Origin of the sequence: Flagellimonas eckloniae (assembly GCF_001413955.1) — a bacterium.
Lineage (GTDB): Bacteria > Bacteroidota > Bacteroidia > Flavobacteriales > Flavobacteriaceae > Flagellimonas > Flagellimonas eckloniae.
This window is the reverse complement of sequence record NZ_LCTZ01000002.1, coordinates 1,063,500-1,088,519: the sequence shown is the minus strand read 5'-3', so window position 1 is coordinate 1,088,519 and position 25,020 is coordinate 1,063,500. Positions and strand designations below refer to the sequence as shown.

General features: G+C 37.1%; 17 protein-coding genes and 1 tRNA gene. 10 read left to right on the top strand and 8 right to left on the bottom strand.

Annotation, left to right across the window (positions count from 1 at the left end):
• Positions 1–55 precede the first annotated feature (55 nt).
• The 5 genes from AAY42_RS04800 to AAY42_RS04780 form a co-directional block, all read right to left on the bottom strand.
• On the bottom strand, positions 56–2,587 hold the full coding sequence (locus AAY42_RS04800) for a PIG-L family deacetylase (RefSeq protein WP_055392910.1): 2,532 nt from the start codon (positions 2,585–2,587) through the stop codon (positions 56–58).
• 105 nt (positions 2,588–2,692) lie between these two features.
• On the bottom strand, positions 2,693–3,649 hold the full coding sequence (locus AAY42_RS04795; RefSeq protein ID WP_055392908.1) for a hypothetical protein: 957 nt from the start codon (positions 3,647–3,649) through the stop codon (positions 2,693–2,695).
• A 35-nt stretch (positions 3,650–3,684) separates the two neighbouring features.
• A complete protein-coding gene (locus AAY42_RS04790; RefSeq protein WP_055397724.1) occupies positions 3,685–4,287 on the bottom strand; it encodes a Maf family nucleotide pyrophosphatase in 603 nt (200 codons plus the stop codon).
• Positions 4,280–4,807 carry a KdsC family phosphatase gene (locus tag AAY42_RS04785; protein WP_055392906.1) on the bottom strand — a complete coding sequence of 176 codons (528 nt, stop codon included), beginning with the start codon at positions 4,805–4,807 and terminating at the stop codon, positions 4,280–4,282. Before AAY42_RS04785 ends, AAY42_RS04790 begins: the two co-directional genes overlap by 8 nt.
• Positions 4,791–5,552, bottom strand: a complete 762-nt coding sequence (locus tag AAY42_RS04780; protein ID WP_055392905.1) for a Rossmann-like and DUF2520 domain-containing protein — start codon at positions 5,550–5,552, stop codon at positions 4,791–4,793. The genes AAY42_RS04785 and AAY42_RS04780 overlap by 17 nt, the downstream gene beginning before the upstream one ends.
• 137 nt (positions 5,553–5,689) lie before the next feature.
• On the opposite strand from AAY42_RS04780, the gene AAY42_RS04775 reads away from it, so the two are divergent.
• The 5 genes from AAY42_RS04775 (at position 5,690) to bshB1 (ending at position 15,207) form a co-directional block, all read left to right on the top strand.
• The gene (locus AAY42_RS04775; protein ID WP_055392903.1) at positions 5,690–8,860 is read left to right on the top strand and encodes a cytochrome c biogenesis protein CcsA; all 3,171 of its coding nucleotides are present in this window, start codon (positions 5,690–5,692) and stop codon (positions 8,858–8,860) included.
• A gap of 172 nt (positions 8,861–9,032) precedes the next feature.
• Positions 9,033–10,442: an MATE family efflux transporter gene (locus tag AAY42_RS04770; protein ID WP_055392901.1), complete on the top strand. Its 1,410-nt coding sequence runs from the start codon at positions 9,033–9,035 to the stop codon at positions 10,440–10,442.
• A 90-nt stretch (positions 10,443–10,532) separates the two neighbouring features.
• Positions 10,533–13,220 (top strand): Plug domain-containing protein, encoded by a 2,688-nt coding sequence (locus AAY42_RS04765; protein ID WP_139063649.1) that lies wholly within the window; start codon positions 10,533–10,535, stop codon positions 13,218–13,220.
• 90 nt (positions 13,221–13,310) lie between these two features.
• Positions 13,311–14,474, top strand: a complete 1,164-nt coding sequence (locus AAY42_RS04760) for a trans-sulfuration enzyme family protein (protein ID WP_055392897.1) — start codon at positions 13,311–13,313, stop codon at positions 14,472–14,474.
• A 10-nt stretch (positions 14,475–14,484) separates the two neighbouring features.
• Positions 14,485–15,207, top strand: coding sequence for a bacillithiol biosynthesis deacetylase BshB1 (gene bshB1, locus AAY42_RS04755; protein WP_055392895.1), 723 nt, complete (start codon positions 14,485–14,487; stop codon positions 15,205–15,207).
• Between the two features lie 4 nt (positions 15,208–15,211).
• Here the strand turns inward: bshB1 and AAY42_RS04750 are convergent, their stop codons facing one another.
• Positions 15,212–17,293 (bottom strand): ATP-binding protein, encoded by a 2,082-nt coding sequence (locus tag AAY42_RS04750; protein WP_245625590.1) that lies wholly within the window; start codon positions 17,291–17,293, stop codon positions 15,212–15,214.
• A gap of 311 nt (positions 17,294–17,604) precedes the next feature.
• Between AAY42_RS04750 and AAY42_RS04745 the strand changes: the two genes are divergently transcribed.
• Positions 17,605–17,680: transfer RNA gene (locus AAY42_RS04745), tRNA-His, on the top strand.
• A gap of 118 nt (positions 17,681–17,798) precedes the next feature.
• Here the strand turns inward: AAY42_RS04745 and AAY42_RS04740 are convergent.
• Positions 17,799–18,869, bottom strand: a complete 1,071-nt coding sequence (locus AAY42_RS04740; RefSeq protein WP_055392893.1) for a putative metal-binding motif-containing protein — start codon at positions 18,867–18,869, stop codon at positions 17,799–17,801.
• A gap of 278 nt (positions 18,870–19,147) precedes the next feature.
• On the bottom strand, positions 19,148–20,704 hold the full coding sequence (locus tag AAY42_RS04735) for a M28 family peptidase (protein ID WP_055392891.1): 1,557 nt from the start codon (positions 20,702–20,704) through the stop codon (positions 19,148–19,150).
• A 133-nt stretch (positions 20,705–20,837) separates the two neighbouring features.
• On the opposite strand from AAY42_RS04735, the gene AAY42_RS04730 reads away from it, so the two are divergent.
• The 4 genes from AAY42_RS04730 (at position 20,838) to AAY42_RS04715 (ending at position 25,010) form a co-directional block, all read left to right on the top strand.
• Positions 20,838–21,737 carry a dihydrodipicolinate synthase family protein gene (locus tag AAY42_RS04730; RefSeq protein ID WP_055392889.1) on the top strand — a complete coding sequence of 300 codons (900 nt, stop codon included), beginning with the start codon at positions 20,838–20,840 and terminating at the stop codon, positions 21,735–21,737.
• Complete coding sequence (locus AAY42_RS04725; protein ID WP_055392887.1) at positions 21,737–22,747, top strand: 4-hydroxyproline epimerase; 1,011 nt, start codon at positions 21,737–21,739, stop codon at positions 22,745–22,747. The genes AAY42_RS04730 and AAY42_RS04725 overlap by 1 nt, the downstream gene beginning before the upstream one ends.
• Position 22,748: 1 nt before the next feature.
• Positions 22,749–24,005, top strand: a complete 1,257-nt coding sequence (locus AAY42_RS04720; RefSeq protein WP_055392885.1) for an NAD(P)/FAD-dependent oxidoreductase — start codon at positions 22,749–22,751, stop codon at positions 24,003–24,005.
• Between the two features lie 84 nt (positions 24,006–24,089).
• Positions 24,090–25,010: a hypothetical protein gene (locus AAY42_RS04715; RefSeq protein WP_055392883.1), complete on the top strand. Its 921-nt coding sequence runs from the start codon at positions 24,090–24,092 to the stop codon at positions 25,008–25,010.
• The last annotated feature ends 10 nt before the right edge of the window (positions 25,011–25,020 follow it).

Below are 25,020 nucleotides of genomic sequence, written 5' to 3'. Positions count from 1 at the left end.
GTTTAGCAGTAATACTGCTGTGTATTCTTTTTTCCAATTTAATTTATTGTTCATCTTATCCTTTGATATCACTTTCTGTTTTCACCTCACTTTTGCCAATGGAAAGCATATTTGCAAAAAGCTTATATGCTCCAGAAACTCCAGCGGGGAGTTCTCTAAAAAAGCTTAGACCTGTGTAGATATAATGGCCTTTTCCATGAGGAGCAACAAGAAGACTACCATCTTTTGGGGTTTCACCTTCATCTCCCATTGAAAGAATGGGGGTGAAATCCGAGCTCCACTTATTTGGAAAATACAAACCTCTTTCCTGTACCCAACCATCAAAATCACTTTCTTCTATCGTATTTGGAAAGTTAACCAATGAATGATCATTGGCAATGATATTTACTTTTGCCGTTTCGTCGGTAACACGATCTCTGGACAACGTAAGATTGTATGGAGCAATATTTTCAAATTGTTTACTCCATCTACCGGCAGTATTATATTGCACAATCATATTACCACCATTTTCAACATAATCAAACAATATCGGCTGCTTAAACTTTAAATCATCATCAACATTATAAGCTCTAATTCCCACAACTACGGCATCATATTTAGTGAGTGAGCCTTGTTTAATATCTTTTGGGTCGATGATATGAACCTGATATCCAATTTGTTCAAGACTTTCCGGCACTTTGTCTCCAGCCCCAACAATGTAGCCGATATGTTCTCCGGATTTTTGAATATTCATACGGACCACCTTGGCTTCAGAAGTCAATAAAACCGACTGTTTGGGTATATGGTCATACGCAATTTCCACAAGTTCCTTGTCAAAAGACTTAGTGGCCATGCTAATCTTAGGGACAATTTTTCCTTCACTATCTTCAGCGGGGGGCGTAACCTTAAAAGTAACCGTTTGCTCCTGTCCTTTTTGGGCAATTGAAAATGAAATATTTTTTGGAGAAACATTCCATCCACTAGGATGTTGTAATTCAATTTCACCAGATATGCTGTCTTTTCCCGCCTTTATATTGACCAATACATCTTTCGTTTTGGAATCTGAAAAGATTAAAACCTTTTCCAGAATTGTTGAAGTTGCATCGGGAAGTACCACAAATGGTTCATATAGTTCACCTTTATCAGGCTTTGAAAATCTATGAACAACTGGTTTTTGAAAATCAATTTCAGCACCATCAAAATCTAAAGTCAATTTCGCAGTAAAAGCGCTTGGTGTTTCCGCTTTTCCAATCATTTTTTGATCTCTAACTTCATACATGCCCAAACTACCCTGTTCTTTTAACCAATATGGGCCTGAAATCGTTGCCGTCTCTGGAATAGGGAATTCAATACTCAAGTTTTCTTTTTTGTTCTCTGCCAAAACTTTGTTCTGAATAGTATTAGTTTCTGTTCCCAACAACCTAATTTCCTTGAGAATAATGTTTTGTGAGCTTCGATTTAGAGCTTCCACATTAAGTTTCTGAGTATTGCCTGGGGTAGTGGAAGCGGACTCAGAGCTTACTTCTAAATACAAGCCTGAACACGCCAAAATTATGGACTCCAGTTCTTTTGATTTTAGAGTTTTCCAATGTTTATCTTCTATTTTTTGTAATAGTCGATATGCTTCAACCAGTTCGGGAACATGCTTTGAAGGGTTAGTAAAGTCAAACTCCTCTTCAACTTTGTAAAGAATATCGCCAATTGCTTTCCCGCCTTTTACTCTTGACCATGTTGTGTTTATTCCATCAAAAAGATCATTGTTTTGGGGAAGGTCTCCTTTTAATAATTCTACATATTCATCTTGCGAACCTCTCGTACTTATCCTTCCAAACCCCTGGCATAAGTGCTGACTACTAGCTAACGAAGCTATTTCGTTGTTGGAAAGACCCAAATCTGGATAAAATACACCAACATCCATCTTCAACAAATTGGACTTGTCCGCTTTTTCAAAATTTTCACGACTTCCATAAAACCACCATGAGGTGTTAAAAAATACCCGTTTGGGTTGCCATACTTGTGTGAGTTGTAATTGGTCTGCATATGCATTTGGGTCATTTGTCAAATCAAACGCTTCTAAACTCAACATAGCAGATGCCGTATGATGCCCGTGCGTGGATCCTGGAGTTCTATGATTGAATCTATTAATAATAACATCTGGCTTTATGTTTCGTATGGCCCAAACCACATCGCCCAAAACTTTTTCTCTGTCCCAAATTTTTAAGGTTTCATTGGGATGCTTTGAATATCCAAAATCATTGGCCCGTGTAAACCATTGTTCCCCGCCATCAACTCTTCTGGCCGCCAAAAGCTCCTGTGTTCTTAAAACACCTAAAAGTTCCCTTAATTCTGAACCTATCAAATTCTGCCCACCGTCTCCTCGAGTCAGGGAAAGATATGCGGTACGTGCTTTGGTCTTGTTGGATAAATATGAAATGAGTCGCGTGTTCTCATCATCTGGATGCGCAGCAATATAGAGTGCCGTACCCAAAAAATTCAATTTTTGAAGATTGTGATGTATTTCTGTAGAGGATAGTTTTTCCGGCCTTTGGGCTAAGGTATTTGAAACAACGGTAGCTATAGTCAGCACGCTGACCCAAAAGTTTCGCATAGGGAGTTTTTTAGTGGTTGCGCCAAATATAGAAAGATTAAAAGGAGGTGGAATGGAATTTAGAACATCTTTAACAGGGTTATTTCTGACAAAATCCAGCCCAAATTACAATCCCAAACTGTCCCTTAGTATCAAATCTTCGTTCCCATTCTGACCCCAGTAGGGAGTTTTTAGGGATTTTAATTTAGTTGCTTTCGTAGTCATCATTTTTGCTTTAGGACCAAAACCACTTTTAAATTCTTCGGACCAACTTTCAATAGTATGGGGGAATTCGGTTGTAAAATTGATGGTGAGGCTTCTTTCCAAATCAGGATAGTTAAGCGTATATGAGCTAATATCTCTTTTAGAGACCAGTGTTGCTTTTGCATTATACGCCTTTATTTCTTTGTGTCTGAGACGAATATATTCCAAAGATGGGATTAGCTTTAGATCGCCAACGGGCAAATCTTCAGGATGTATTCTAATTTTAGTCCAGATCTCATTTTCAAGAATGTTTTTTTCAAGGGACAGGTTTTGATCGGCCTCATTTTCAAAGTAGGAGTGCGATGTAAATTCAAACAGTTCCCTATTGTTGATTTGTGAATAAACATGCCCGCACCATTCTTGCATAGACAAACTAGTCTTTATGGCATGTTGGTTGTCATAGACAGGATAAAAAGTACTGCTCATTATGGAATAGGGGTAAATCCCGGTCAAGTAATTTTTTGTAGCATTCAGTTTTAATACATTGACATTGTCAGGATTATTTCCATCAGCTTTTACCTGTTTTCCCGGTAAAAAGGGTTCCGTGACATAAATCAGCACAGAATTCCCATCTCTTAGTTGGCCATAACGTGCCTGCTCCAATTTATAGGAAGTGATTTCGGCTTTTCCTGCATACCAGTATTTCTTAAAGTCTTCCGAAAGTTGCTTTTTTGGTATAGCAGCTGTCTTTAGTTCCTCGTTGGTGTTTAGCGCAATTTCTTTATTTGAGGCATTGGTTTTATCAATGCAGGAAGTTATAGTGGATAGACCAACTATTAGAGTTAGAACCTTAAATACAATTTTGGATGATTTTTTCATGGCAATAGGATTTTAGTAAAATTACGTATCCCCATCTAAGAAACCATGCTTGTTAACGTTTTGTAAACTAAATGAGTGGGTAATCCAACAACATTGGTATACGACCCCTTTATTTCCGAAATTCCAATCATGCCAATCCATTCCTGTATACCATAAGCTCCAGCTTTGTCGAATGGGTTACACGAATCAATGTAATAATTGATTTCATCATCTGTGAATTCAGTAAATTTCACTTTTGTTGTTTCATTTACGGTTTGTTGGGAAGTTTTTGTGGTAAAACATACGGAGGTTATTACTTCGTGCCAATCCCCAGATAAGGTGCGAAGCATTTCAAAAGCTTCATTTTTATCTGAAGCCTTGGCAAGGGACCTATTGTTGTGCCACACAACCGTATCGGAAGTAAGTACAATTTCATTCGATTTTAAGTTGGTTTTAAAAGGAGTGGCTTTTAATTCTGCCAAGTAATCCGATATTTCTTTTCCTTTTAAGTAATCCGGATAGATTTCTTCAACAGATTTTGGCTGTACTTTAAAATCCAATCCCATTTCCTCTAAAAACCTCTTTCTCCTAGGTGAACCTGAGCCTAGAATCAATGCATAATTTCTAATTTTTTTGTTTAATGGACTGGGTTCAATCATTTTTGGCGCTAAAATTATCATTCCAATCACCCCGTACCTTCAATACCTGTTCAATGATATCACGAACACAACCTTCCCCACCATTTTTGTGTGAAACGTAATCTGAAATTGCCTTTACTTCAGGCACTGCATTTTGCGGGGCAGCAGCAAGCGCTACCATTTTCATTGGAGGAATGTCAGGAAGGTCATCACCCATATAAACAACGCTTTCGGCATTGATATCATAAATATCCAGATATTCTTCCAAAGGATCTTGTTTATGGTGTGCACCCAAATAAATATCAGTTACCCCAAGGCCTTTTAAGCGTTCTTTTACACCCTGGTTAGTACCTCCTGTAATAATACAGACATTGTACCCTTTTTGTAAAGCGGTTTTAAGGGCGTAGCCATCTTTGACGTTCATTTTTCGCAGCATCTCACCGTCATTGGTGATTAAAATGGAGCCATCTGTGAAAACACCATCCACATCAAAAACAAAGGTGGTGATATTGGCCAATAGTTCCTTATAGTTCTTCTTCATACATTTTTTTTATGGCTTCACTGAATAAAGCGTAAAGTTCGGTTTGTTTTTCGTCTTTTAATAAATTTAAATGTCTTTCCAAGGTTTTTTTATTATTACGTCTAGCTGGCCCAGTCTGAGCATCTCTTGGTGATATGGATTGTACTTTTTCTGCCGTTTCAAGGATTAATGGTTGCAAAAGTTCAAATGGCAGGTCTTCTTGTTCGCAGATTTTCTCACTGATACTGTACAGATGATTGGTAAAGTTATTGGCAAAAACAGCTGCAAGATGTAGCCTCTTCCTTTTATTGGAATCAATTTCATGAATATTGTCCGATATGAGATTTCCCAACCTACGCAACACGCTAAGAGCTGATTCATGCTTTGCTTCAATACAAATGGGAATAGCGGTGAAATCCAACATTTTACCTTTGGTAAAAGTTTGAAGCGGATAAAACACGCCGCAATTCTCCAAACCAATAACATCCATTTCCACTGTTCCTGAAGTATGGGCAACAATTCCAGATTTTTTTGCAAGCAATTTGGAGACTGGTGCAATGGCGCTATCACTTACAGCAACAAGATAAATGTCTGCATCAGCAATTTGAGTGAAATCCGAGGAAATAGCGGATGTTGACCCAAAACTTTTAAGTGCATCCTGATTTCTGCCCACTACTTGTGCAACTTTTACTTCTCTCGATTTGGTAAAAGCATTGAACAAATGATTGGCAACATTTCCTGTGCCCACTATTACAATAGATAGCATGCCCAAAACTACGAATTTAGGTAGAAACCATTTTGTGGAATAATTAACAAATCTGTTTAAGCTTTTCTACTGCCATCAACGAAGTTAAATGGCAAAAAGATGGTATTTTTGCAAGCTGAAAACACATCTGCAATTAGATGATAGATATTCTTAAAAAGACCCTTTTCTCTACAAAACTTATGGCTGTTCTTTTTGTGGTATTTGCTACGGCAATGGCCATAGGAACTTTTGTGGAAAGTTGGTACAGCACGGAGACGGCCAGAATCTACATTTATAACGCCACTTGGTTTGAGGCCATTATGGTGTTTTTTATGATCAACTTTTTGGGAAATATGTTTCGTTATAAGCTTTTTAGCTGGAAAAAATGGCCTGTTCTTATATTACATCTTTCCTGGATTTTAATTATAATTGGCGCTTTTGTTACCCGTTACATCAGTTATGAAGGAATGATGCCCATTCGTGAAGGTAGCACTGAAAATCGATTTTATTCAGATAAAACATATTTAACGGTTTTCGTTGATGGAGATGTAAACGGAGAGACCAAAAGAAGAATTTTAGAAGATGATTTAATTGTTACCCAAGAAGGAAAACGTTCCAGCCTTCCTTGGAAATCAGATTTTAACGGACAACCTTTTACCATTTCCTATGTGGACTTTATTGAAGGTGCTGAAGAAGGATTGATTCCAGATGAAAATGGAAACGAATATCTTAAAATAGTTGAAGCGGGGGATGGGCAACGTCATGAACATTATCTGGAAAATGGAAAAGTAGCAAGTATTCACAATGTACTGTTTGCATTGAATAATGACACCCAAGGCGCCATAAACATTTATGCCAATGGGACTGACTATCAAATTAAGTCACCTTTTAAAGGTGGATTTATGCGAATGGCGGACCAATTTAAAGGAGATGTGGTCAATGATAGTCTACAGCAGTTTCAGTTACGTTCTTTATATACCATGGCAGGAATGCAATTTGTAATTCCAGAACCTATTGTTAAGGGAAAATACGGAGTTGTAAAAGTTCCGGATAGTGAGGTTACAGATGCTACTCAGGATGCATTGGTTGTTTCTATTTCTGCAAATGGGGAAACTATTGAGCAAAAACTGTTAGGTGGAAAGGGTAGTTCCAATTTTTCAGATAAGATAAAAGTAGGAGGGTTGGATTTTTCCTTGAATTATGGTTCCAAGGTTTATGAACTTCCTTTCTCCATTCAATTGAACGATTTTATTGCTGAAAAATACCCGGGTACTGAAACAGGTTATGCTTCTTTTATGAGTAAGATTACTGTGAACGACGATAGACCTTTTGATTATGATATTTTTATGAACCATGTTTTGGACCATAATGGATATCGATTTTTTCAATCCAGTTTTCATCCAGATGAAAAAGGAACTGTTTTATCAGTTAATCATGACTTTTGGGGTACATGGATTACCTATACTGGCTACTTTTTACTTTATCTAGGGCTAATGGGCATTATGTTTTTTGGAAAAACACGTTTTCGTGACCTCCAGAAATCTTTAGAAAAAATCAAAGTAAAAAAAGCGGCATTATCCGCAATTGCATTTTTGATGACCACAGCCTTGTCATTTGGACAGCATGATACTTCTGAAAATCATGGGCATGCGAACCTTCCCACCCAACAACAGGTAGATTCGATTATTAAATCTAGCATAGTTGCAAAAGAGCATGCTGAAAAATTCAGTGAATTGGTCATTCAAGACAGTGAAGGTAGAATGAAACCCATTCACACTTTTGCATCAGAAGTACTTCGTAAATTAAGCGGAAAGAGTACATATAATGGATTGACTGCAGACCAAGTGTTCCTATCCATGATGATGAATCCTGGTGTTTGGTACAATACGGAGTTCATTGCTTTGGCAAAAAAAGAAAATGACAGTATTCGAAAAATCATAGATGTTCCCAAAGGAACTGAATATGTAAAAGCTACCGATTTTTTTGATATCAAAGGGGTATACAAATTACAGCCCTATTTGGAAAAAGCTACATCTACAGCCAACCCTTCCAATTTTGAAAAGGATTTTAAGAAGGTTGGTGAGCGGTTAAGTTTGTTGAACATAGCGCTCAGTGGCCAAATCATTAAAATTTTTCCCTTATTGAATGATGAAAATAACAAATGGATTTCCGCAGTGGAATACCGTTCTGGACAATTCCAGGTTTCAGATTCATTGTACGCCAATTTTATTAAAAATTCAATACCCTATTACTTGAGCACACTTAAAAGTGCTATTGTAACCGGCGATTATAAAGAATCGGATAAACTGTTGGAGGCCTTTAAGCAAAATCAAAAAAACCATGGATTTGAGGTTTTACCAAATGAGAAAAAAATAAAGACAGAAATACTTTATAACAAACTGGACATTTTTAATCGCTTGTATAAATATTATGCGTTAATCGGGGTACTTCTCTTTCTTGTTTTGATTTTCAAAATCTTTAAGGACCGAGAAATTTGGAAGGCAACCGCCTATGCGCTTAAAGGATTGGTAATTATCTTATTTATTTGGCATACCGCTGGTTTGGTATTGCGATGGTATATTTCAGGGCACGCTCCGTGGAGCGATGCCTATGAAAGTATTTTATATGTTTCTTGGGCAACCATGGGTATAGGTTTGGCCTTTGGCCGCAAAAGCGAGCTTACTATTGCTGCAAGTGCTTTTGTAACCTCCATGTTGTTATGGATAGCACACCAAAGTTGGGTAGACCCCTCCATTGCCAATCTAGTACCGGTACTGGACAGTTATTGGTTAATGATACATGTGGCAGTAATTGTTGGTAGTTATGGACCATTGACAGTAGGTATGATTTTAGGGGTAGTTTCTTTGCTGTTGATTATCCTTACCACCGAGAAGAATAAAGAGCGCATGGAGCTCAATTTGAAGGAACTCATTATTATTAATGAACTCGCACTTACCGTTGGGCTCGTAATGCTAACTATTGGTAACTTTTTGGGTGGCCAATGGGCCAATGAGAGTTGGGGTCGTTATTGGGGCTGGGATCCCAAAGAAACTTGGGCCCTGATTTCCATTATGGTTTATGCCTTTGTTTTGCACATGCGTCTGGTTCCTGGACTAAGAGGAAATTGGATTTTTAATTTTGCCAGTATCATAGCGTTTGCCAGTATTATGATGACCTACTTCGGTGTCAACTTTTATTTGGTTGGGTTGCATAGCTATGCCAGTGGCGACCAAGTAATAACCCCCAGTTTTATTTGGTATACGGTACTTGGAGTCTTTGTTTTAGGAGGTATAAGTTTTTGGAGGTATAGAATACATTACATTAAATAATTCTTCCAAAAGTTATCTATTTCAAAAAAAGTTGCATATTTGTTTCATCATGAAGTTATAAGAATTATGTACACCATAGATGTCACCTTTGGTTTGGAGCCAAATAACTAACCGAAAATCCTTTTCGGCAGAGTGACATTTACCTTCTTTTTTAAACATAATTCTTTCAAAAATGACAAACTTTAATATACCTTCTTTAAAACAATTATTTAACTATTTCTGGATTGCGATATCTGGTAAAGAGACAGAATTTACATCCGGCAGTATCCGCAAGGCCATATTTATGCTTTCCATTCCCATGATTTTGGAAATGCTCATGGAATCCATCTTTGCTTTGGTGGATATAGCCTATGTTTCCCAAGTCAGTGTGAATGCAGTAGCGACCATTGGACTTACAGAGTCTGTAATTACCTTGATATATGCATTGGCCATAGGTTTAAGTATGGCAGCTACAGCGGTTGTTGCCCGAAGAATTGGCGAGAAAGACGTTCAAGGAGCTAAAGAGGCTGCAGTACAGGCTATAGGTTTGGGAATACTAATTTCTATTTTGCTTGGTATTTTCGGAATCTTATATGCAAAGGAAATATTAGCGCTAATGGGCGGTGAACCCGACCTGATTGCTGAAGGGTATGGCTATACCAAACTCTTAATAGGAGGTAACATAACCATAATGTTACTTTTTTTGATCAATGCTATTTTTCGAGGTGCCGGTGATGCGTCAATAGCCATGTGGACCTTGGTATTATCTAATGGATTGAATATTATTTTGGATCCTATCTTTATTTTTGGCTGGGGTCCGGTGCCCGAGTATGGGGTCATGGGTGCTGCAATAGCCACAAATATTGGACGTGGAACAGCAGTTTTATTTCAATTGGGAATTTTATTTTTTGGTTGGGGTAAAATAAAGCTGGCTTTAAAGGATTTGGTATTAAACTTTAAAGTCATGGTCAATTTGGTCAAAGTTTCCTTAGGCGGTATAGCCCAATTTTTAATAGGAACTTCCAGCTGGGTTTTCTTAATGCGCATTATGTCCGAGTTTGGAAGTGAGGTGCTGGCCGGCTATACCATTGCCATTAGGGTAATGATGTTTACGCTAATGCCGTCTTGGGGTATGAGCAATGCTGCGGCAACATTGGTCGGACAAAACCTAGGAGCTAAAAAACCTGAACGTGCAGAAATATCAGTTTGGAAAACTGGAAAGTACAACGCCTACTTTATGGGATTGGTTTCTTTGGTGTATCTATTGTTTGCCAAATCAATAATTTCATGGTTCAATGCAACACCAAGTGTGGTAGAAAATGGAGCATTATGTCTGCAAATTATTGCAGCTGGCTATATTTTCTATGCATATGGAATGGTACTGACCCAAGCATTTAATGGAGCGGGCGATACCAAAACACCTACCAAAATAAATTTTTTCTCCTTTTGGATGTTCCAGTTGCCAGTTGCATATACTGCCGCTTTGGTTTTGGACTGGGGTGCCACAGGGGTCTTTATTGCAATTACCGCTGCCGAGGTAGTATTGGCCATAATGGCAATGATATGGTTTAAAAAAGGAAACTGGAAAAAAGTAGAGGTGTAATACGTAGTCTTTTAGTGATTGTATTATTTTTATACATCACTTATTTGGGTAATGTACTTTTATAGATATTTATTTCCAATTTTTCTTGGGATGATTTTCAATGGTCATGCCCAGAACTTATTGGAAAAAGAAAATATCGTTCCGGCTAACGCAGCTGATGCCGAAAAAATATATGTACAGCTTAGTGGAAATACCTATAGCACCATAGAGACCATTTGGTTCAAGGCTATCGTAGTTAATGCCTTCAACAATACACCAACAACAAAAAGTGGTATCCTGCATGTGGAGCTAATTGATCTTTTGGACCAACGTATTGTTGATAATAAGCTTTTAAAAATAAACAGCGGTATCGCAGATAGTTTTTTTCAGCTGCATTCCAACTATCGTGAAGGTAAATATATAATTAGGGCCTATACGGAGTGGAATAAAAATTTTGGAACGGACTTTATATTTTCAACTCCCATAAATATCTATCAATTCCAGCTAAAGGAAAATAAACCAAACCCTATTAGGGATGTTGTTTTTACGAAGGACCTATCAGAAAATAAATTTACTATTTCCTCTAAGGTATTTCCCTTGGAACTGGACAGTCTTCATAAGGGTAAATCAATGGTATATCTAAATTGGGAAGGAGGTACCGATTCCATTGAAGTAAAACATAAAAAAAACCTAGGAACCTTAATTGAATACAATGTACCTCTTGATGCGCAGATAATTAATTATCAATTAAATACACAGAACAAGAAATTTATAAAATCTGTGGTGCTGGATGAGGAATATGGTTCTTTAAGTTTTTTTCCGGAAGGAGGATCATTGGTAAATGGTCTTGAGAGCAATGTTGGATTCAAATATCTAGATTATAGAGGGAAGGGAGCAAAAGTTGAGGGAATTGTGATGGATGAAGAGGAGAACAAAATCATAAGTTTTGAAAGCAATGCATTGGGCATGGGGAAAGTAGCTTTACAGCCCAAAGCAGGAAAAACCTATTATGGTGTTTTACAGACAAAATACGGAAATACGTTTAAATATGCATTGCCAAAGGCCAAAACGGAGGGTACGGTTCTTAACATTTCCAATACAAAAAGCTATCGGAATCTTTTTTTTCGGGCCAAGTCCAAAAAACCCGATAGTGTTTTTGTAAAGGTATTCCATAAGGGAAAGGATATTTTGTTTTTAAAATCGAAGTTAAAAAGGGGACGATTTGCCTATCGTATTATGAATGAACAATTACCTCACGGGGTAATTCGCGTCACCGTTTATGACAAAAATTATAAACCAATAAATGAACGTCATTTTTTCAATTCATTACCTAATGAAAATTTGAAAGTGTCAATTAAAATTGATAAACAGGAATATAAATTGAGGGATAGTGTTGTAGTTTCAATTGGCACACAAAAAAACAATACTCCAATTCCTGCATCAGTATCCGTAATGGCGATAGATTCAGCGTATTTTTCGGAAACCAATGTCAGTAGAAGTAGTATTATATCATATTTTTTATTGGAATCGGATATAAGAGGAGAAATAGAAAACCCATTCTATTATTTTCAAAACTATAAACACTTGTCAGATTTGGATGATTTAATGTTGACTCAGGGATGGAGCAACTATAAATATGATGAACCAAAAAAGGCCAAATATATTCAAGCGGAAAAGGGTCTGGAATTAACTGGTACCGTAGGAGGAGTACAGAGGGTCAAGAAAAGAAAAAAACTAAAAAATAATACGTATACCATCAATATGGTTTCCTTTAGTGACCCAATACAGGCGTATACCCAGGAAATTGACAGTACGGGATACTTTAAGTTTGCACTTAATGAAAGCTATGGAAATGGGATGAAATTTGTCATTCAACCAGCGGATTTACGTAACAAAAGCGATTTTTTCAAAGTAAATATTAAAAGACGCAAAATACCTGAGATAGCTTACGAACTTGACAAAGTTATTGTACCCGTTGATAGTATTATTGAAAAAAGGGTTGTTGAAAAAATGAAGGAGAACATTCGTTTGGATCCTTTTCTGTTGCCGAACACCATAGCGCTCAATGAAGTAGTTGTAAGCGATTATGAGCTTACCCCAAAAAGGACGGAAATGAAGGAGCTGCATGGTCTTCCGGATGTTGTCATTGATAACAATGAGCTTATAAAAAATAAAAAGAATTGGACAGGACAGTTATATCAATGGCTATTGTTCAATTATCCAGAAGAATTGGAAGTCATAAGGGTAGGTCCAGGGGGAGGTTTTCAGATAGCACGTGTGCATGGGGCAGGATTCACGTATGTTGTAGTTGATGGAATCCCAGTGGATATAGATAATTATGATATCATTGGTAATATTCCATTGGAAGCAATAAAAAGTGCAGAGATTTTAAGAACCGCTTCTACTGCCAATAGGTACTGTTTGGAAGTTTTTAACTCTCCTTGCATATCCCCACCTGAATTTCCAGCTATTTTGGCCTTATATACCTACTCGGGCAAAGGACTTTTCGGTGCCTTTCCTAAAAAAACCAGCCTGCTAAAGGACACTGCACCCCAATATTCACCGAAAAGGGAATTTTATGCACCCGAGTATACGAATCCTTCCAGCATAGATTGGAGTGCGCCAGACCTTAGAACTCTACTTCATTGGCAACCCAATATTAGTACCAATAAAGATGGTACTGCTGACATAACTTTCTTTAATGGGGATACCACCGGAAAAATGATAGTAATTTGCGAAGGTATAACGGTAGATGGGAGCGTGGGCTATTCAGAAATAACATATGAAATTGTGGAATGATTAAACCACTAAATTTTGTAACTTCATTTCTCTATTAAATCAGGGAGAGTAGAAGGAAAATCTTTTGTAGTAATTATTTTGATAATTTATATGGACCAAAAAGGAGTAAATACGGTTTGCATACATACTGGGGAATTGGAGGATAAAGAATTCAAGGGAGTCATTTCCCCTTTGTACATGAGTACTTCTTATGCTTTTGAAGATGTTGATGTAAAACGTTATCCAAGATATTTTAATACACCGAACCAAGAAGCATTGTGTAAAAAATTAGCAGCATTGGAACATGCCGAAGCGGCAATGATTTTTGGAAGTGGGATGGCGGCCATTAGTACAGGACTGATGACTTTTTTACAAGCAGGGGACCATATTGTCTTGCAACAGACTCTTTATGGTGGCACTTATAATTTTGTAGCTACCCAACTGGAGAAGTACGGCATTGGGTATTCATTTACCAGTGGATGGGCGGTTGAGGATTTTGAAAAAGAAATCAAACCAAACACCAAGGTGATTTATATTGAAACTCCCTCAAATCCGTTATTGACGATAACCAATTTAAGGGAAGTTTCAAACTTGGCTAGGCAGCGTGGCATTTTAACAATGATTGATAATACTTTTGCCAGTCCCGTTAATCAAAACCCTATTGATTTTGGTATAGATGTGGTGCTCCATAGTGCAACAAAATACATGGGTGGCCATTCGGACATCTGCGCAGGAGTTATTGCATCATCCGAAGAAAATATGGAGAAGGTTTTTCAGACCGCTATTTGTTTTGGTGGTAGTTTAAGCGACTATACCGTTTGGCTTTTAGAACGAAGTATCAAGACAATGGGAATTCGAGTTAATGCCCAAAATGAAAATGCCATGAAGATGGCGATGTATTTAAGTAGCAACAAAGATGTTGAAAATGTGTACTACCCTGGTCTTGAATCCCATAATGATCACAACTTGGCCAAATCCCAAATGAAAGGGTATGGAGGAATGCTCACCTTTGAATTAAATTCAGATATTGATGTTTCTTTGTTTTTTAAGAGCCTTAAACTAATTAAACCTGCAATGAGCCTAGCGGGAGTGGAAAGCACAGTGTCATCTCCAGTGCATACTTCACATGCACTTATGAGTCCTGAAGACCGAATAAAACAAGGAATCAATAGTTCCCAGGTGCGTTTTTCGTTAGGAATAGAAGAAATTGAGGACTTAGTAACCGATATTGAACAGGCCATCGCCAAAGTTAAATCTGCGACAGTTCCCGCATAACAGAATAGTAATGAAATTAGACATTTTAGTATTTGGAGCCCATCCAGATGACGCAGAGCTTGGAGCTGGCGGAACAATTGCAAAAGAAGTAGCTAGAGGCAAGAAAGTTGGTATTATTGATTTGACCAGGGGTGAATTGGGAACGAGGGGGTCGGCTGAAATCAGAGATAAAGAGGCCGAAAAAGCTGCAAATATTTTAGGAGTATCCGTGCGGGAAAATATGGAATTTGCTGATGGTTTCTTCGTAAATGACAAAAAACACCAAATGGAGGTCATTAAAATGATTCGAAAATATTGTCCGGAAATTGTATTGTGCAATGCTATTGATGACAGACATATTGACCATCCAAAAGGGAGTAGATTAGTTAGTGATGCATGCTTCTTAAGCGGTTTAGTTAAAATCGACACAATATTGGCAGGTGAAGACCAATGGCAGGAGGCTTGGCGACCAAAAAAGGTATATCACTATATCCAATGGAAAAATCTGGAACCTGACTTTGCCGTTGACGTTTCCGGTTTTATTACTAAAAAGACAGAATCCATTTTAGCGTATTCCTCACAATTTTTTGACCCGAAAAGCGATGAACCTGAAACTCCAATAAGTAGTAAAAATTTTATTGACAGTGTTAATTATAGAGCTAGGGATTTAGGAAGACTTATAGGTGTGGAACATGCCGAAGGCTTTACCGTAGAACGTATCCCTACAGTGGATAATCTAGATGATTTAATTTGATGTACTAGCCAGCTTTTTGATATCTTTTTTCCGCTTTTGGTACAGTAAAGAAAAAAGTTGAGCCTTTTCTGAGTGCACTTTCTACCCAGATTTCACCCTTGTTCATTTGAATCATTTCTTTACATAACGAAAGGCCTAAGCCTGTACCTTTTTCATTATTGGTTCCGTAGGTGGTAATGTTGGTTGTGTCGGTAAATATCTTTTTTTGGATATCCTTGTTCATCCCAATTCCAGTATCCCGTATCATCACTTGGAAAACATCCCTCTTTTCTTCCAATTCAATTGTAATAAGACCATTTTCGGGCGTAAATTTAATAGCGTTGCTCAGCAAATTTCTAACGGCGATATCTATTTGATTTTGATCCGCCCAAATAAGCTGGCTTTCATTAAACTCTTGAGTGATTATTTTTATTGATTTACTGGCTGCTAGTTCGGACAGCAATTTCACATTTCCGGATATTATTTTATCTATGGAAGTTCTTCTGGGTTTGGTAGTTACACCATTAAGTTGGGTTTGTCCCCATGACAAAAGATTGTTCAAAGAGAATGATATGTGCTCAACATCAGCCTTTAATTTTGGAATGAACGAGATAAACTCGTCTTTTCCAATTTCGCCATCTGTGAATAATTTAAGCATTCCCTGGAGTGCCCCAATAGGACCTCTTAGATCATGGGCTATTATTGAGAAGAGTTTGGTTTTGGTTCTATTTATTTCATGTAATTCGGATTCTCGTTCACTTACCACTTCGGATTTTTCATGCAACTCCTTGTTTAACTTCTTTTGAATATTCTCACTTCGTCTTATCAAGAATGTAACAACGGCTAAAATTAATAGGATGATGACCGTAAAGTAGATGTAATTGCGCTGTTTGGCCAAGGCTGTTTTATTTGAAGCAATAAGCTCTTTTTTTTCCTGTTCATATCCTATTTTTGCTTCCAATAAAGACAGACTTTGTCTATTCTTATCCAGTGAAAGTGAATCTGAAAGTTTTTTGAAGATTTCAAGATAGTTTAAAGCAACAGAATGGTTTTCATTGTTTTTATGAAGTTCATATAGGGTCTCCGCACATTCTATCTGTCCCTGTAAAGTTTTAATTTTCTGTGATAATTGTAAGCCTTCGTTAGCGTATTGTAAAGCAAGACTATCTCTGCCCAAACCTAAATATACTTTTGCCATCCCCTTTAAAAGCTGAATTTTAGCTCTTTCGTCATCAAGGTGTTGCCTATGTAGCATATCACTTTGATCGTACCAATATAAGGCCCATTGGTATTTTTTTTGTTCAAGATAGACATCCCCTTTTACGGCATAGGCATAGGCTAACCAGTCATAAATTTTATGCTTTTCAAAAGTTATAATACTCTTGTTAACATTAAACATGGCATAGTCAAAGTTTTTTGCCTCCTTATACAGGTAGGCCATATTACTTTGGGTTTCGGCATGAATTTTATCATTCCCCAATTGTTTGTTTATTGCTATAACGGTATCATAAAAACTCAATGCATTTTTAAAGTCCTTTTGGTCAGCATACAGATTGGCAATACTTTCGTTCAAAATGGAAAGCATATGTTTATTATCTATTTGCTTAGCAACATCAATTCCTTGTAAGAAAAGATTAAGGGCCTGAGCGTAATTACCTTCATAACTATAATCATGTGCAAGACCGTTGATAAGGTTTAATTCGCTTTTTTTATCCTGGGTTTCCTTACAAAGTTTGAGTGCTTTCTTGAATATGAATTTTGATTTCTCTCTATCTCCTTCATCTGAATAGTAATTCCCAATGTTCTCCAAAGCTTTTATTTCTCCATGTACAAAACCAATGGCCTTACTGAATTTTAAGGCCCTCTGCGATATATTTTTCAAACTATCGTTGTTTATAAAACGGTACACATGGGCAAGGTCGGCAAGTAAGTTTATATGGGTGGTATCCTTTGGATTGAACTTATTTGCGGTTTCCAATCGTTTTAATCTGAATGTGAGGCTATCCCTTTTGTTTTGTTGACCTTGTGATGGGAGTGCAAAAAGGAGCACGCAAAAAAGCATGATTGCTTTTCCAAGGAATTTTCGGAGATTAAAGTAATTCGCCATTTGGGACATAAGACATTTAAATCTTAAATAGTAAAAATAGTTTTGAGGTTCATTGTTTTGAAGTATTTGTTGTGAAAGTGCAAAAAATGTGTGTTTTGGCCATGAAAAAGTGTATTTCGTCGATGATAGGCAACAAAAGCTTTTCTAAATCTTGAAATATAGGCTAGGAGTTATAAAGTCAATTTGAACAATTAATAAGTTGATGGCACCAAAAAATTTGGTTTTACAAGTTGTTTAAAATTTACCTTTAGGTAAACAGTAATTTATTTTGGTTGAATTGATAAAAAAGGTATTTTTGCAACCGCTAAAATGGTGGTTGTAGCTCAGCTGGTTAGAGCATCGGTTTGTGGTACCGAGGGTCGCGGGTTCGAATCCCGTCTTCCACCCTTTATAAACAAAGTAAATCCTGGCAAAATTCCTTGCCAGGATTTTTTGTTTTTCTAAGTTTTTGAAATAAAAAAGCCTAAGTTTTTCAAGGCTTTTTTATGGATGACCTAATTATACTTTAATTATTCACTGGTGAAGAGCGGGTATAGCTCATATCTCCAAATGAATTGGAAATTGAATCAAAGGTTAAGGTTAAATAGATATCTTCTTCTACGAGCCAAACCCCAAGGGATTTTCCTTCCAAGAATTGAAATCTCAGAGTATCAAAATCAAGATACTCCTCTTCGTTTCCTTCTACACCAAAGTCATCAATAATCCGAATTAGGTCAAAATTTCCATCCAGTATATCACAGATTGAAGCAATATTATTTAAACTATAAAAATGGGTTGGGTCGCCTAGGGTACCATATAAGTTAAAATTATCCCATGCTTTTGTTTCCCCACCTTGCTCCAAAATAGCCCAACGAACACCTTGGGGACCACCTGCAGGTTCAGCAGTGCCAATATTGGCAACTGGCTCAGAATCTCTACCTTTATATTCCCATTCAAGGTCCTCATTTTCAGTAGGTACTTGAGTAATTTCATTTACCCACCAAGATATATTGGTTATATAACCATTGTTTGATCGGGTTAGGGAGACGTTTTCTGTTAACTGGTCATGGAATTGACTACCATCAACCCAGTTCGTTAGCCCTCCAGGTTTGGAGAACTGCATATCTGGTCCTGTCCATATAACGGCTTTGACCAATTCAATGCCATCACAATTATTGTCGATACCATCATTGGCTATTTCTGTTGTGTCTGGATTAATGTTGGGATTAGTGTCATCACAATCAAAAGTGGTATCATTATCTGTATATAAATCTTCATCAGGATTTTTGCAGAATGATAAGGGATCACCAACACCAAAACCATCATTATCTTCATCCAAATAAAAAACCAAATCGCATCCAGGATTAATGTTTGGGTCATTGTCATTGGTATCACCATCCTTGGTAACATATTGCCCCACAGCTGTAGTTGGTGCTTTACAGGCAGAAGTGGATTCTATTCCACCAAAACCATCTAGGTCTTTATCAAGGTAGAAGGTTTGGGTAGTGCAATTGTCATCGTTGCTGCAAGAAATCATAACAAAAAGGGCAATACCGACAAAGCTTGCCCTAAAAATTGAGGAATAACTAGTTTTCATTACTAATGAAATTAAGGTTGATAAAAAAATAAGAACACAGTAAAATTAGAGATGAGGAGTATTGTACTGGAGGATAAATTGGCGGTTGGCCTGTTTGGGTTGACAGATAATGTTATTTGACCAATTATCCGATGAAAGGATAAGAATATACGTTGACCTGCAATTTGAATTTGAATAGTATTCAACTAATAAAAGGTCTAAGAATCAAAAATAATCTTGTATCATAAAAAAGCCCTCTTTTAAAGAGGGCTTTTTTTATGTTTTAAGTATACCTTTCTTTATTTGGCTGCTTTGTCTACCACAACTTTATTTTCTCTATTGGCCACTTCCCATGCTGTATAGAAAACAAGTCGAGTTCTATTTTCCAATAGATCGTAGTTTATCTTGTCCGGTGTATCTCCGGGCCTATGGTAGTCTGCATGTGTTCCATTAAAATAGAATATGATCGGAATGTTGTTTTTGGCAAAGTTGTAATGATCACTTCTATAATAAAACCGGTTTGGATCATTTTCATCATTGTAAGTATAATCCAGTTCAATGTTCATATATTTTTCATTTACTGCTTCGGAAAGCTCATGTAGCTCTGTACTAAGTTTATCCGATCCAATTAGATAAACATAGTTTCTATCACCATCACGTTTTGGGTCGATTCTACCTATCATATCTATATTAAGGTTGGCCACTGTTTGTGCCAATGGTAGAATAGGTTCATAATCTGTATAATATTTTGAACCCAAAAGACCTTTTTCCTCACCGGTAACATGTAAAAAAACTATGGAACGTTTAGGTCCTTCACCAGCATCAGCAGCTTTTTTAAATGCTTCTGCAATTTCAAGCAACGCCACACTTCCAGAACCATCATCATCTGCTCCATTGTTGATTTGACCATCTGAAGAGATGCCTATATGATCCAAGTGGGAGGAAATTACAATATATTCATCAGGTTTTTCGGAACCTTTAAGTATGGCAGCTACGTTCTCAGAACTTACTTCATCATTCCCACTAGTTATATCAAGTATAATATTGGTTGAAACTACCTTGGGAGTATCGTCATTTTCAATATCGGATTTGATGGTACCAACGGCTGTTTTGTTCAACAAAATCATAAAATCATCACTTGCCTCATCCTTCAATGTCATTTTTCCACTCTGGTTTTTTTTCATGTAATTAAAATAACCTTTGAAACGCGAAAAATTTTGTGCATCAAAATAGAGAACCCCAGCAGCCCCTTTGTCTAGGGCTATCTTATTTTTTTTGCCAACTCCTTCAGACATATTGCTCCATGCCGATTTTTCATTGGTTTTTGATAAAGTATAGGTGCCATCGGCATTTTTTGGCTCTCCTGACTTGATCAATACCAATTTTCCTTCTACATCGATTCCGTTGTAGTCTGAATAATCTCCATCTTCAATACCATAACCGAGATAAACAATTTCATTATAGGTGCCTTTAGCTGAACTAAATGTGACCAAATCTTCCCCTATTTGAAAAGCTGTCCCATTAAAAGTTGCATTTCCCGTGGGCACATTAGCCACTTGCAATGGAACATTTTGGAAATAATCACCGTCTTTTTTTGCAGCGGGAATACCCAGAGCCTCATATTGTTTCTTAAGGTATTCAACCGCTTTTTTCTGCCCTGGCTGGCCAGTTTCCCGACCTTCAAACTCATCGGATGCATAGGTGTAAAGATGGCCTTTTAATTCATCTTGGGTTATTGTTTGGGCATATGTGATGGGACTAATTTCTTTTGTTTTAGCAGGAGTTTCTGAAACTGTTTTTTGTGAAGTATTACACGAAAAAACTGATGCTAGAACGACCAGAGCTATTTTTTTCATATTTAAATTTATTAAGCAAAATTTTCCAAAAATAATCAAAAGATTGCTAAAGAAATGGTATTGAATCAGTTTACTTTTTCATGCTCATTTGTGTATCTTGGTATAACATAAAAACTTTTAAATTTCCTAGTAGATGAAATGGAGTGGAGTTATGCCAGCTGTTACAACCAAGTTTACCCAAAAAGATGATTTGGATTTAGAAATGTTCAGCATAAATATCAAGGCACAGGTAGATGCCGGTGTACATGCAATTATTCTTGGCGGTACTTTGGGAGAGGCAAGTACGTTGGATGATGATGAGAAAAAGATTTTAATTGAGCATACAGTTAATCTGGTTGAAGGTAGGATACCGGTTGTTATCAATATAGCCGAGCAAACCACCAAGAATTCCATAAAATCTGCAGAAAATGCAGAGAAATATGGTGCTACGGGAATTATGATGCTTCCCCCAATGCGTTATAAATCTACAGATAATGAAACCCTGGCCTATTTTAAAGCCGTTGCAAAAAGTACTTCCCTACCTATAATGATTTATAATAATCCGGTCGATTATAAAATTGAAGTGACCTTGGAAATGTTCGAGGAACTTTTGAAATGCGAAAATATTAAAGCTGTAAAAGACTCTACCCGAGATATTACAAACATAACCCGAATTAGAAATAGATTTGGAAATCGGTTGAAAGTTCTGTGTGGGGTAGATACTCTTGCCATGGAAAGCTTACTAATGGGGGCCGATGGTTGGGTTGCCGGTTTGGTCTGTGCATTTCCAAAGGAAACAGTTGCCATTTTTGAGCTGATTAGAAGCGGAAGGGTAGAAGAAGCGCTTGAAATTTATCGTTGGTTTATGCCTTTACTGGAATTGGATATTAGCCCACAATTGGTTCAAAATATAAAATTGGCCGAAGTTGCGACCGGGATTGGAACTGAAAATGTTCGCTTACCACGATTACCTCTGCAAGGAAAGGAACGGGATAGGGTGCTTTCAATCATTGAAAATGGTATGAAAACAAGACCAAAACTCCCTATGCTATAATGGGTGTACACACTTTTAAATGCATTGATGCACATACCTGCGGAAACCCAGTTCGCTTGGTGATGGAAGGTGGTCCAAAACTTCAAGGGAACACCATAGAAGAAAAAAGACAGCATTTTATTAAGGAATTCGATTGGATAAGAACAGGATTGATGTTTGAACCTAGAGGTCATGACATGATGAGTGGGAGTATTTTATATCCACCCGCCAATCCAGATAACGATATAGCGGTCCTTTTTATTGAAACAAGTGGTTGCTTGCCGATGTGTGGTCATGGAACAATTGGAACAATAACCATAGCACTGGAAGAGGGATTGTTGGAACCCAAAATACATGGAAAGATAAAGTTGGAAACCCCAGCAGGTTTGGTTGAAATTGATTATCACAAACCAGCTGCAAAGGTTGAATGGGTTAAACTTACCAATATTAAAAGCTATCTGGCTGGTGAAAATCTTACCGTCAACTCTTCTGTACTTGGTGAATTAGTCTTTGATGTAGCGTTTGGTGGAAATTTTTATGCCATTATTGATCCGCAAAAAAACTTCTCTGGAATACAGGATTTTACAGCCAGTCAGTTGATTGGTTTTTCACAAGAAATCAGGAAGAAAATAAATGAGGCGTATCCAACAGATTTTATTCATCCTGAAAACTCTAGCATAAATCAAGTATCTCATATTTTATGGACCGGTAATCCAATCGATAAAAATTCATCGGGTAGAAATGCTGTTTTTTATGGTGATAAAGCAATAGACAGATCACCTTGTGGTACCGGAACCTCGGCGCGAATGGCGCAGTTGTACTCAAAAGGGCATTTAAAATTAGGAGACGAATATATTCACGAAAGCTATATAGGTTCTAAATTTGTAGGAAAGGTGGAACAAGAAACAATGATTGGCAATACCAAGGCAATTATACCAAGTATTAAAGGGTGGGCCAAGATTTATGGAAGGAATACAATTACAATAGATACTGATGATGACCCATATGCTTATGGGTTTCAAGTAATTTAATATGGGGAAAAATAAAAATGTAATAGTTGTTGGAGGAGGTATTGTAGGCCTTTCCACCGCTTATTTTTTACAAAAAGAAGGGCATCAGGTAACAGTATTGGACAAGTCAAATATGGATTCTGGTGCTTCTTATGTAAATGCTGGGTATATAACACCAAGCCATATAATTCCCTTGGCCTCACCGGGAATGATTACAAAAGGAATCAAATATATGTTCAATTCTTCCAGTCCATTTTATATGAAACCACGTTTGGACAAGGATTTTATAAAATGGGCCTGGTACTTCAAAAAATCTTCAACAAAACATAAGGTCGAACGTGCAATGCCCATCATTCGGGACATAAATCTTTTGAGTAGGGAACTGTACGAAGGAATAAAGGCATCTGGAAATTTAGGTAACTTTCATTTGGAACGCAAGGGATTATTGATGGTATATCAAACCGAAAAAGCAAGAGATCATGAACTTGAAGTTGCACAAAAGGCAGATGATCTAGGCTTGGAAGTAAGCAATTTAGATAGTAACGGATTACAAAAAATAGAACCCAATATTAAACTCAACGCCAAAGGTGCTATTTATTATGAATGTGATGGACATACAACCCCAACACAATTTATGAACCGGATGATAGACTATTTATCGGAAAATGGAGTTGTCATTCAAAAAAATGAAGAAGTATTGGACGTTGTTTTCAATGGTGACCAGCTAAACGAAGTAAAAACAAGTAAGAATAGTTACAAAGTTGATGAAGTGGTTTTAGCTGCAGGTTCATGGACCACAGGCCTTTCAAAAAAGCTAAATATTGATTTGCCATTGCAGGCTGGAAAGGGTTATAGAATTAATGTAGGGACACCCACAAATATTTCCATGCCAGCAATTTTAATGGAAGCAAAGATGGCTGTAACCCCTATGGAAGGCTATACACGTTTTGCAGGAACAATGGAGTTTTCCGGAATCAACAATATTATTCGAAAAGAAAGGGTAGAAGCCATTGCAAAAGGTGCTGAACGTTATTACAAGGGGCTAAAAATTTCTGAAGAAGACAAAAGTCAGGCGCAATGTGGGTTAAGACCTGTTACTCCGGATGGCTTACCTTACATTGGGAAATCGAAACAATATAAAAACCTAACCTTTGCAACAGGTCATGCAATGATGGGCTGGAGTTTGGGGCCAGCCACAGGGAAATTGGTCTCAGAACTGATCTCTGAAAGGAACCTCTCCATGGATATAACACCCTTTGATCCGCAACGTAAGTTTTAGCGCGTATTATTTTCTTTACGTTATTTTCGATATCAAACACGTTTTTAATTTTTTAATTGCTTCAGTAAGAAGTAATTTTGCAACATGCTGAAAAATTACCCTTTACTTTTAGTATTGTTGTTCAATCTTAATTTGTGGTCTCAAGAGATACAAATATTTAAGGTTCAAGATTTTGATCTTAAAGGGAATGTAAAATCATGTTTGGTTATTACCAATTATGGCAAGGAACAATTTGAATTCAACCAAGACGGATTTTTAACAAAGACAATTACCCAGTACAACGATACAGATCAGGATATTACCTATTATAAATACAGCAATGGTGTACTTCTTGAAAAGCGGATGGAAAGCTACAAGGGTAATGTGCTGGATGCGGCAACATCAATGGTAAATTTTTATTCTGTCGATACTACCAATCAAAAAAAGATTTTTGAAAAAATTATTTCTTACGATAAGGAATTCTTGGAGCAGCAAGAATATATTTATAATGAGAAAGATAGATTAACCAAGATTGTGACTTCCAATGCTGGGGGGGTGGACGAAACCACTTTGGACTATGTGACCGTTAAAAATGAGACAACTACTAGCTACTATATTAATGGCATAGTTGAAAAATCCATTCGTATTTCAGAAAGAAAAAAGGCAAACAAATCCCAAAAAGTTGTTTTGACCAAAGAATATATAGATGGCGATCCCCATATGGCCACTGAAGAAGTATTTGATATGGATGGAAAGTTGATATCGAAAGAAATTTTTATTTATAATCTTGAAAAGAAAGCATTTGACTCTGAGAAAAAACTATTCCATTTTTACGATTTGGAGGGAATGCTCACAAAGGTCATTACAAAAACTAAAACTTCAGAAGCCTTCAAAGAATATATTTTTCAGTTTGATAATAGCGAGGAAAAGAATTGGGTAAAACAAATCATTACTCCTGAGAATACATACACAACGCGCAAAATATCCTATTACCCCGCTGGGATGAATCAAGAAGCTCCAAATTAATAGACTCAAT

Excerpts from the sequence above, each read along its gene's own strand:
- AAY42_RS04795 (WP_055392908.1), bottom strand. The coding sequence starts at position 3,649 with ATGAAAAAATCATCCAAAATTGTATTTAAGGTTCTAACTCTAATAGTT.
- AAY42_RS04765 (WP_139063649.1), top strand. The coding sequence starts at position 10,533 with ATGATTTTCAATGGTCATGCCCAGAACTTATTGGAAAAAGAAAATATC.
- AAY42_RS04770 (WP_055392901.1), top strand. The coding sequence starts at position 9,033 with ATGACAAACTTTAATATACCTTCTTTAAAACAATTATTTAACTATTTC.
- AAY42_RS04715 (WP_055392883.1), top strand. The coding sequence starts at position 24,090 with ATGCTGAAAAATTACCCTTTACTTTTAGTATTGTTGTTCAATCTTAAT.
- AAY42_RS04725 (WP_055392887.1), top strand. The coding sequence starts at position 21,737 with ATGGGTGTACACACTTTTAAATGCATTGATGCACATACCTGCGGAAAC.
- AAY42_RS04760 (WP_055392897.1), top strand. The coding sequence starts at position 13,311 with ATGGACCAAAAAGGAGTAAATACGGTTTGCATACATACTGGGGAATTG.
- AAY42_RS04750 (WP_245625590.1), bottom strand. The coding sequence starts at position 17,293 with ATGGCGAATTACTTTAATCTCCGAAAATTCCTTGGAAAAGCAATCATG.
- AAY42_RS04775 (WP_055392903.1), top strand. The coding sequence starts at position 5,690 with ATGATAGATATTCTTAAAAAGACCCTTTTCTCTACAAAACTTATGGCT.
- AAY42_RS04800 (WP_055392910.1), bottom strand. The coding sequence starts at position 2,587 with ATGCGAAACTTTTGGGTCAGCGTGCTGACTATAGCTACCGTTGTTTCA.
- AAY42_RS04740 (WP_055392893.1), bottom strand. The coding sequence starts at position 18,869 with ATGAAAACTAGTTATTCCTCAATTTTTAGGGCAAGCTTTGTCGGTATT.
- AAY42_RS04780 (WP_055392905.1), bottom strand. The coding sequence starts at position 5,552 with ATGCTATCTATTGTAATAGTGGGCACAGGAAATGTTGCCAATCATTTG.
- bshB1 (WP_055392895.1), top strand. The coding sequence starts at position 14,485 with ATGAAATTAGACATTTTAGTATTTGGAGCCCATCCAGATGACGCAGAG.
- AAY42_RS04720 (WP_055392885.1), top strand. The coding sequence starts at position 22,749 with ATGGGGAAAAATAAAAATGTAATAGTTGTTGGAGGAGGTATTGTAGGC.
- AAY42_RS04735 (WP_055392891.1), bottom strand. The coding sequence starts at position 20,704 with ATGAAAAAAATAGCTCTGGTCGTTCTAGCATCAGTTTTTTCGTGTAAT.
- AAY42_RS04790 (WP_055397724.1), bottom strand. The coding sequence starts at position 4,287 with ATGATTGAACCCAGTCCATTAAACAAAAAAATTAGAAATTATGCATTG.
- AAY42_RS04785 (WP_055392906.1), bottom strand. The coding sequence starts at position 4,807 with ATGAAGAAGAACTATAAGGAACTATTGGCCAATATCACCACCTTTGTT.
- AAY42_RS04730 (WP_055392889.1), top strand. The coding sequence starts at position 20,838 with ATGAAATGGAGTGGAGTTATGCCAGCTGTTACAACCAAGTTTACCCAA.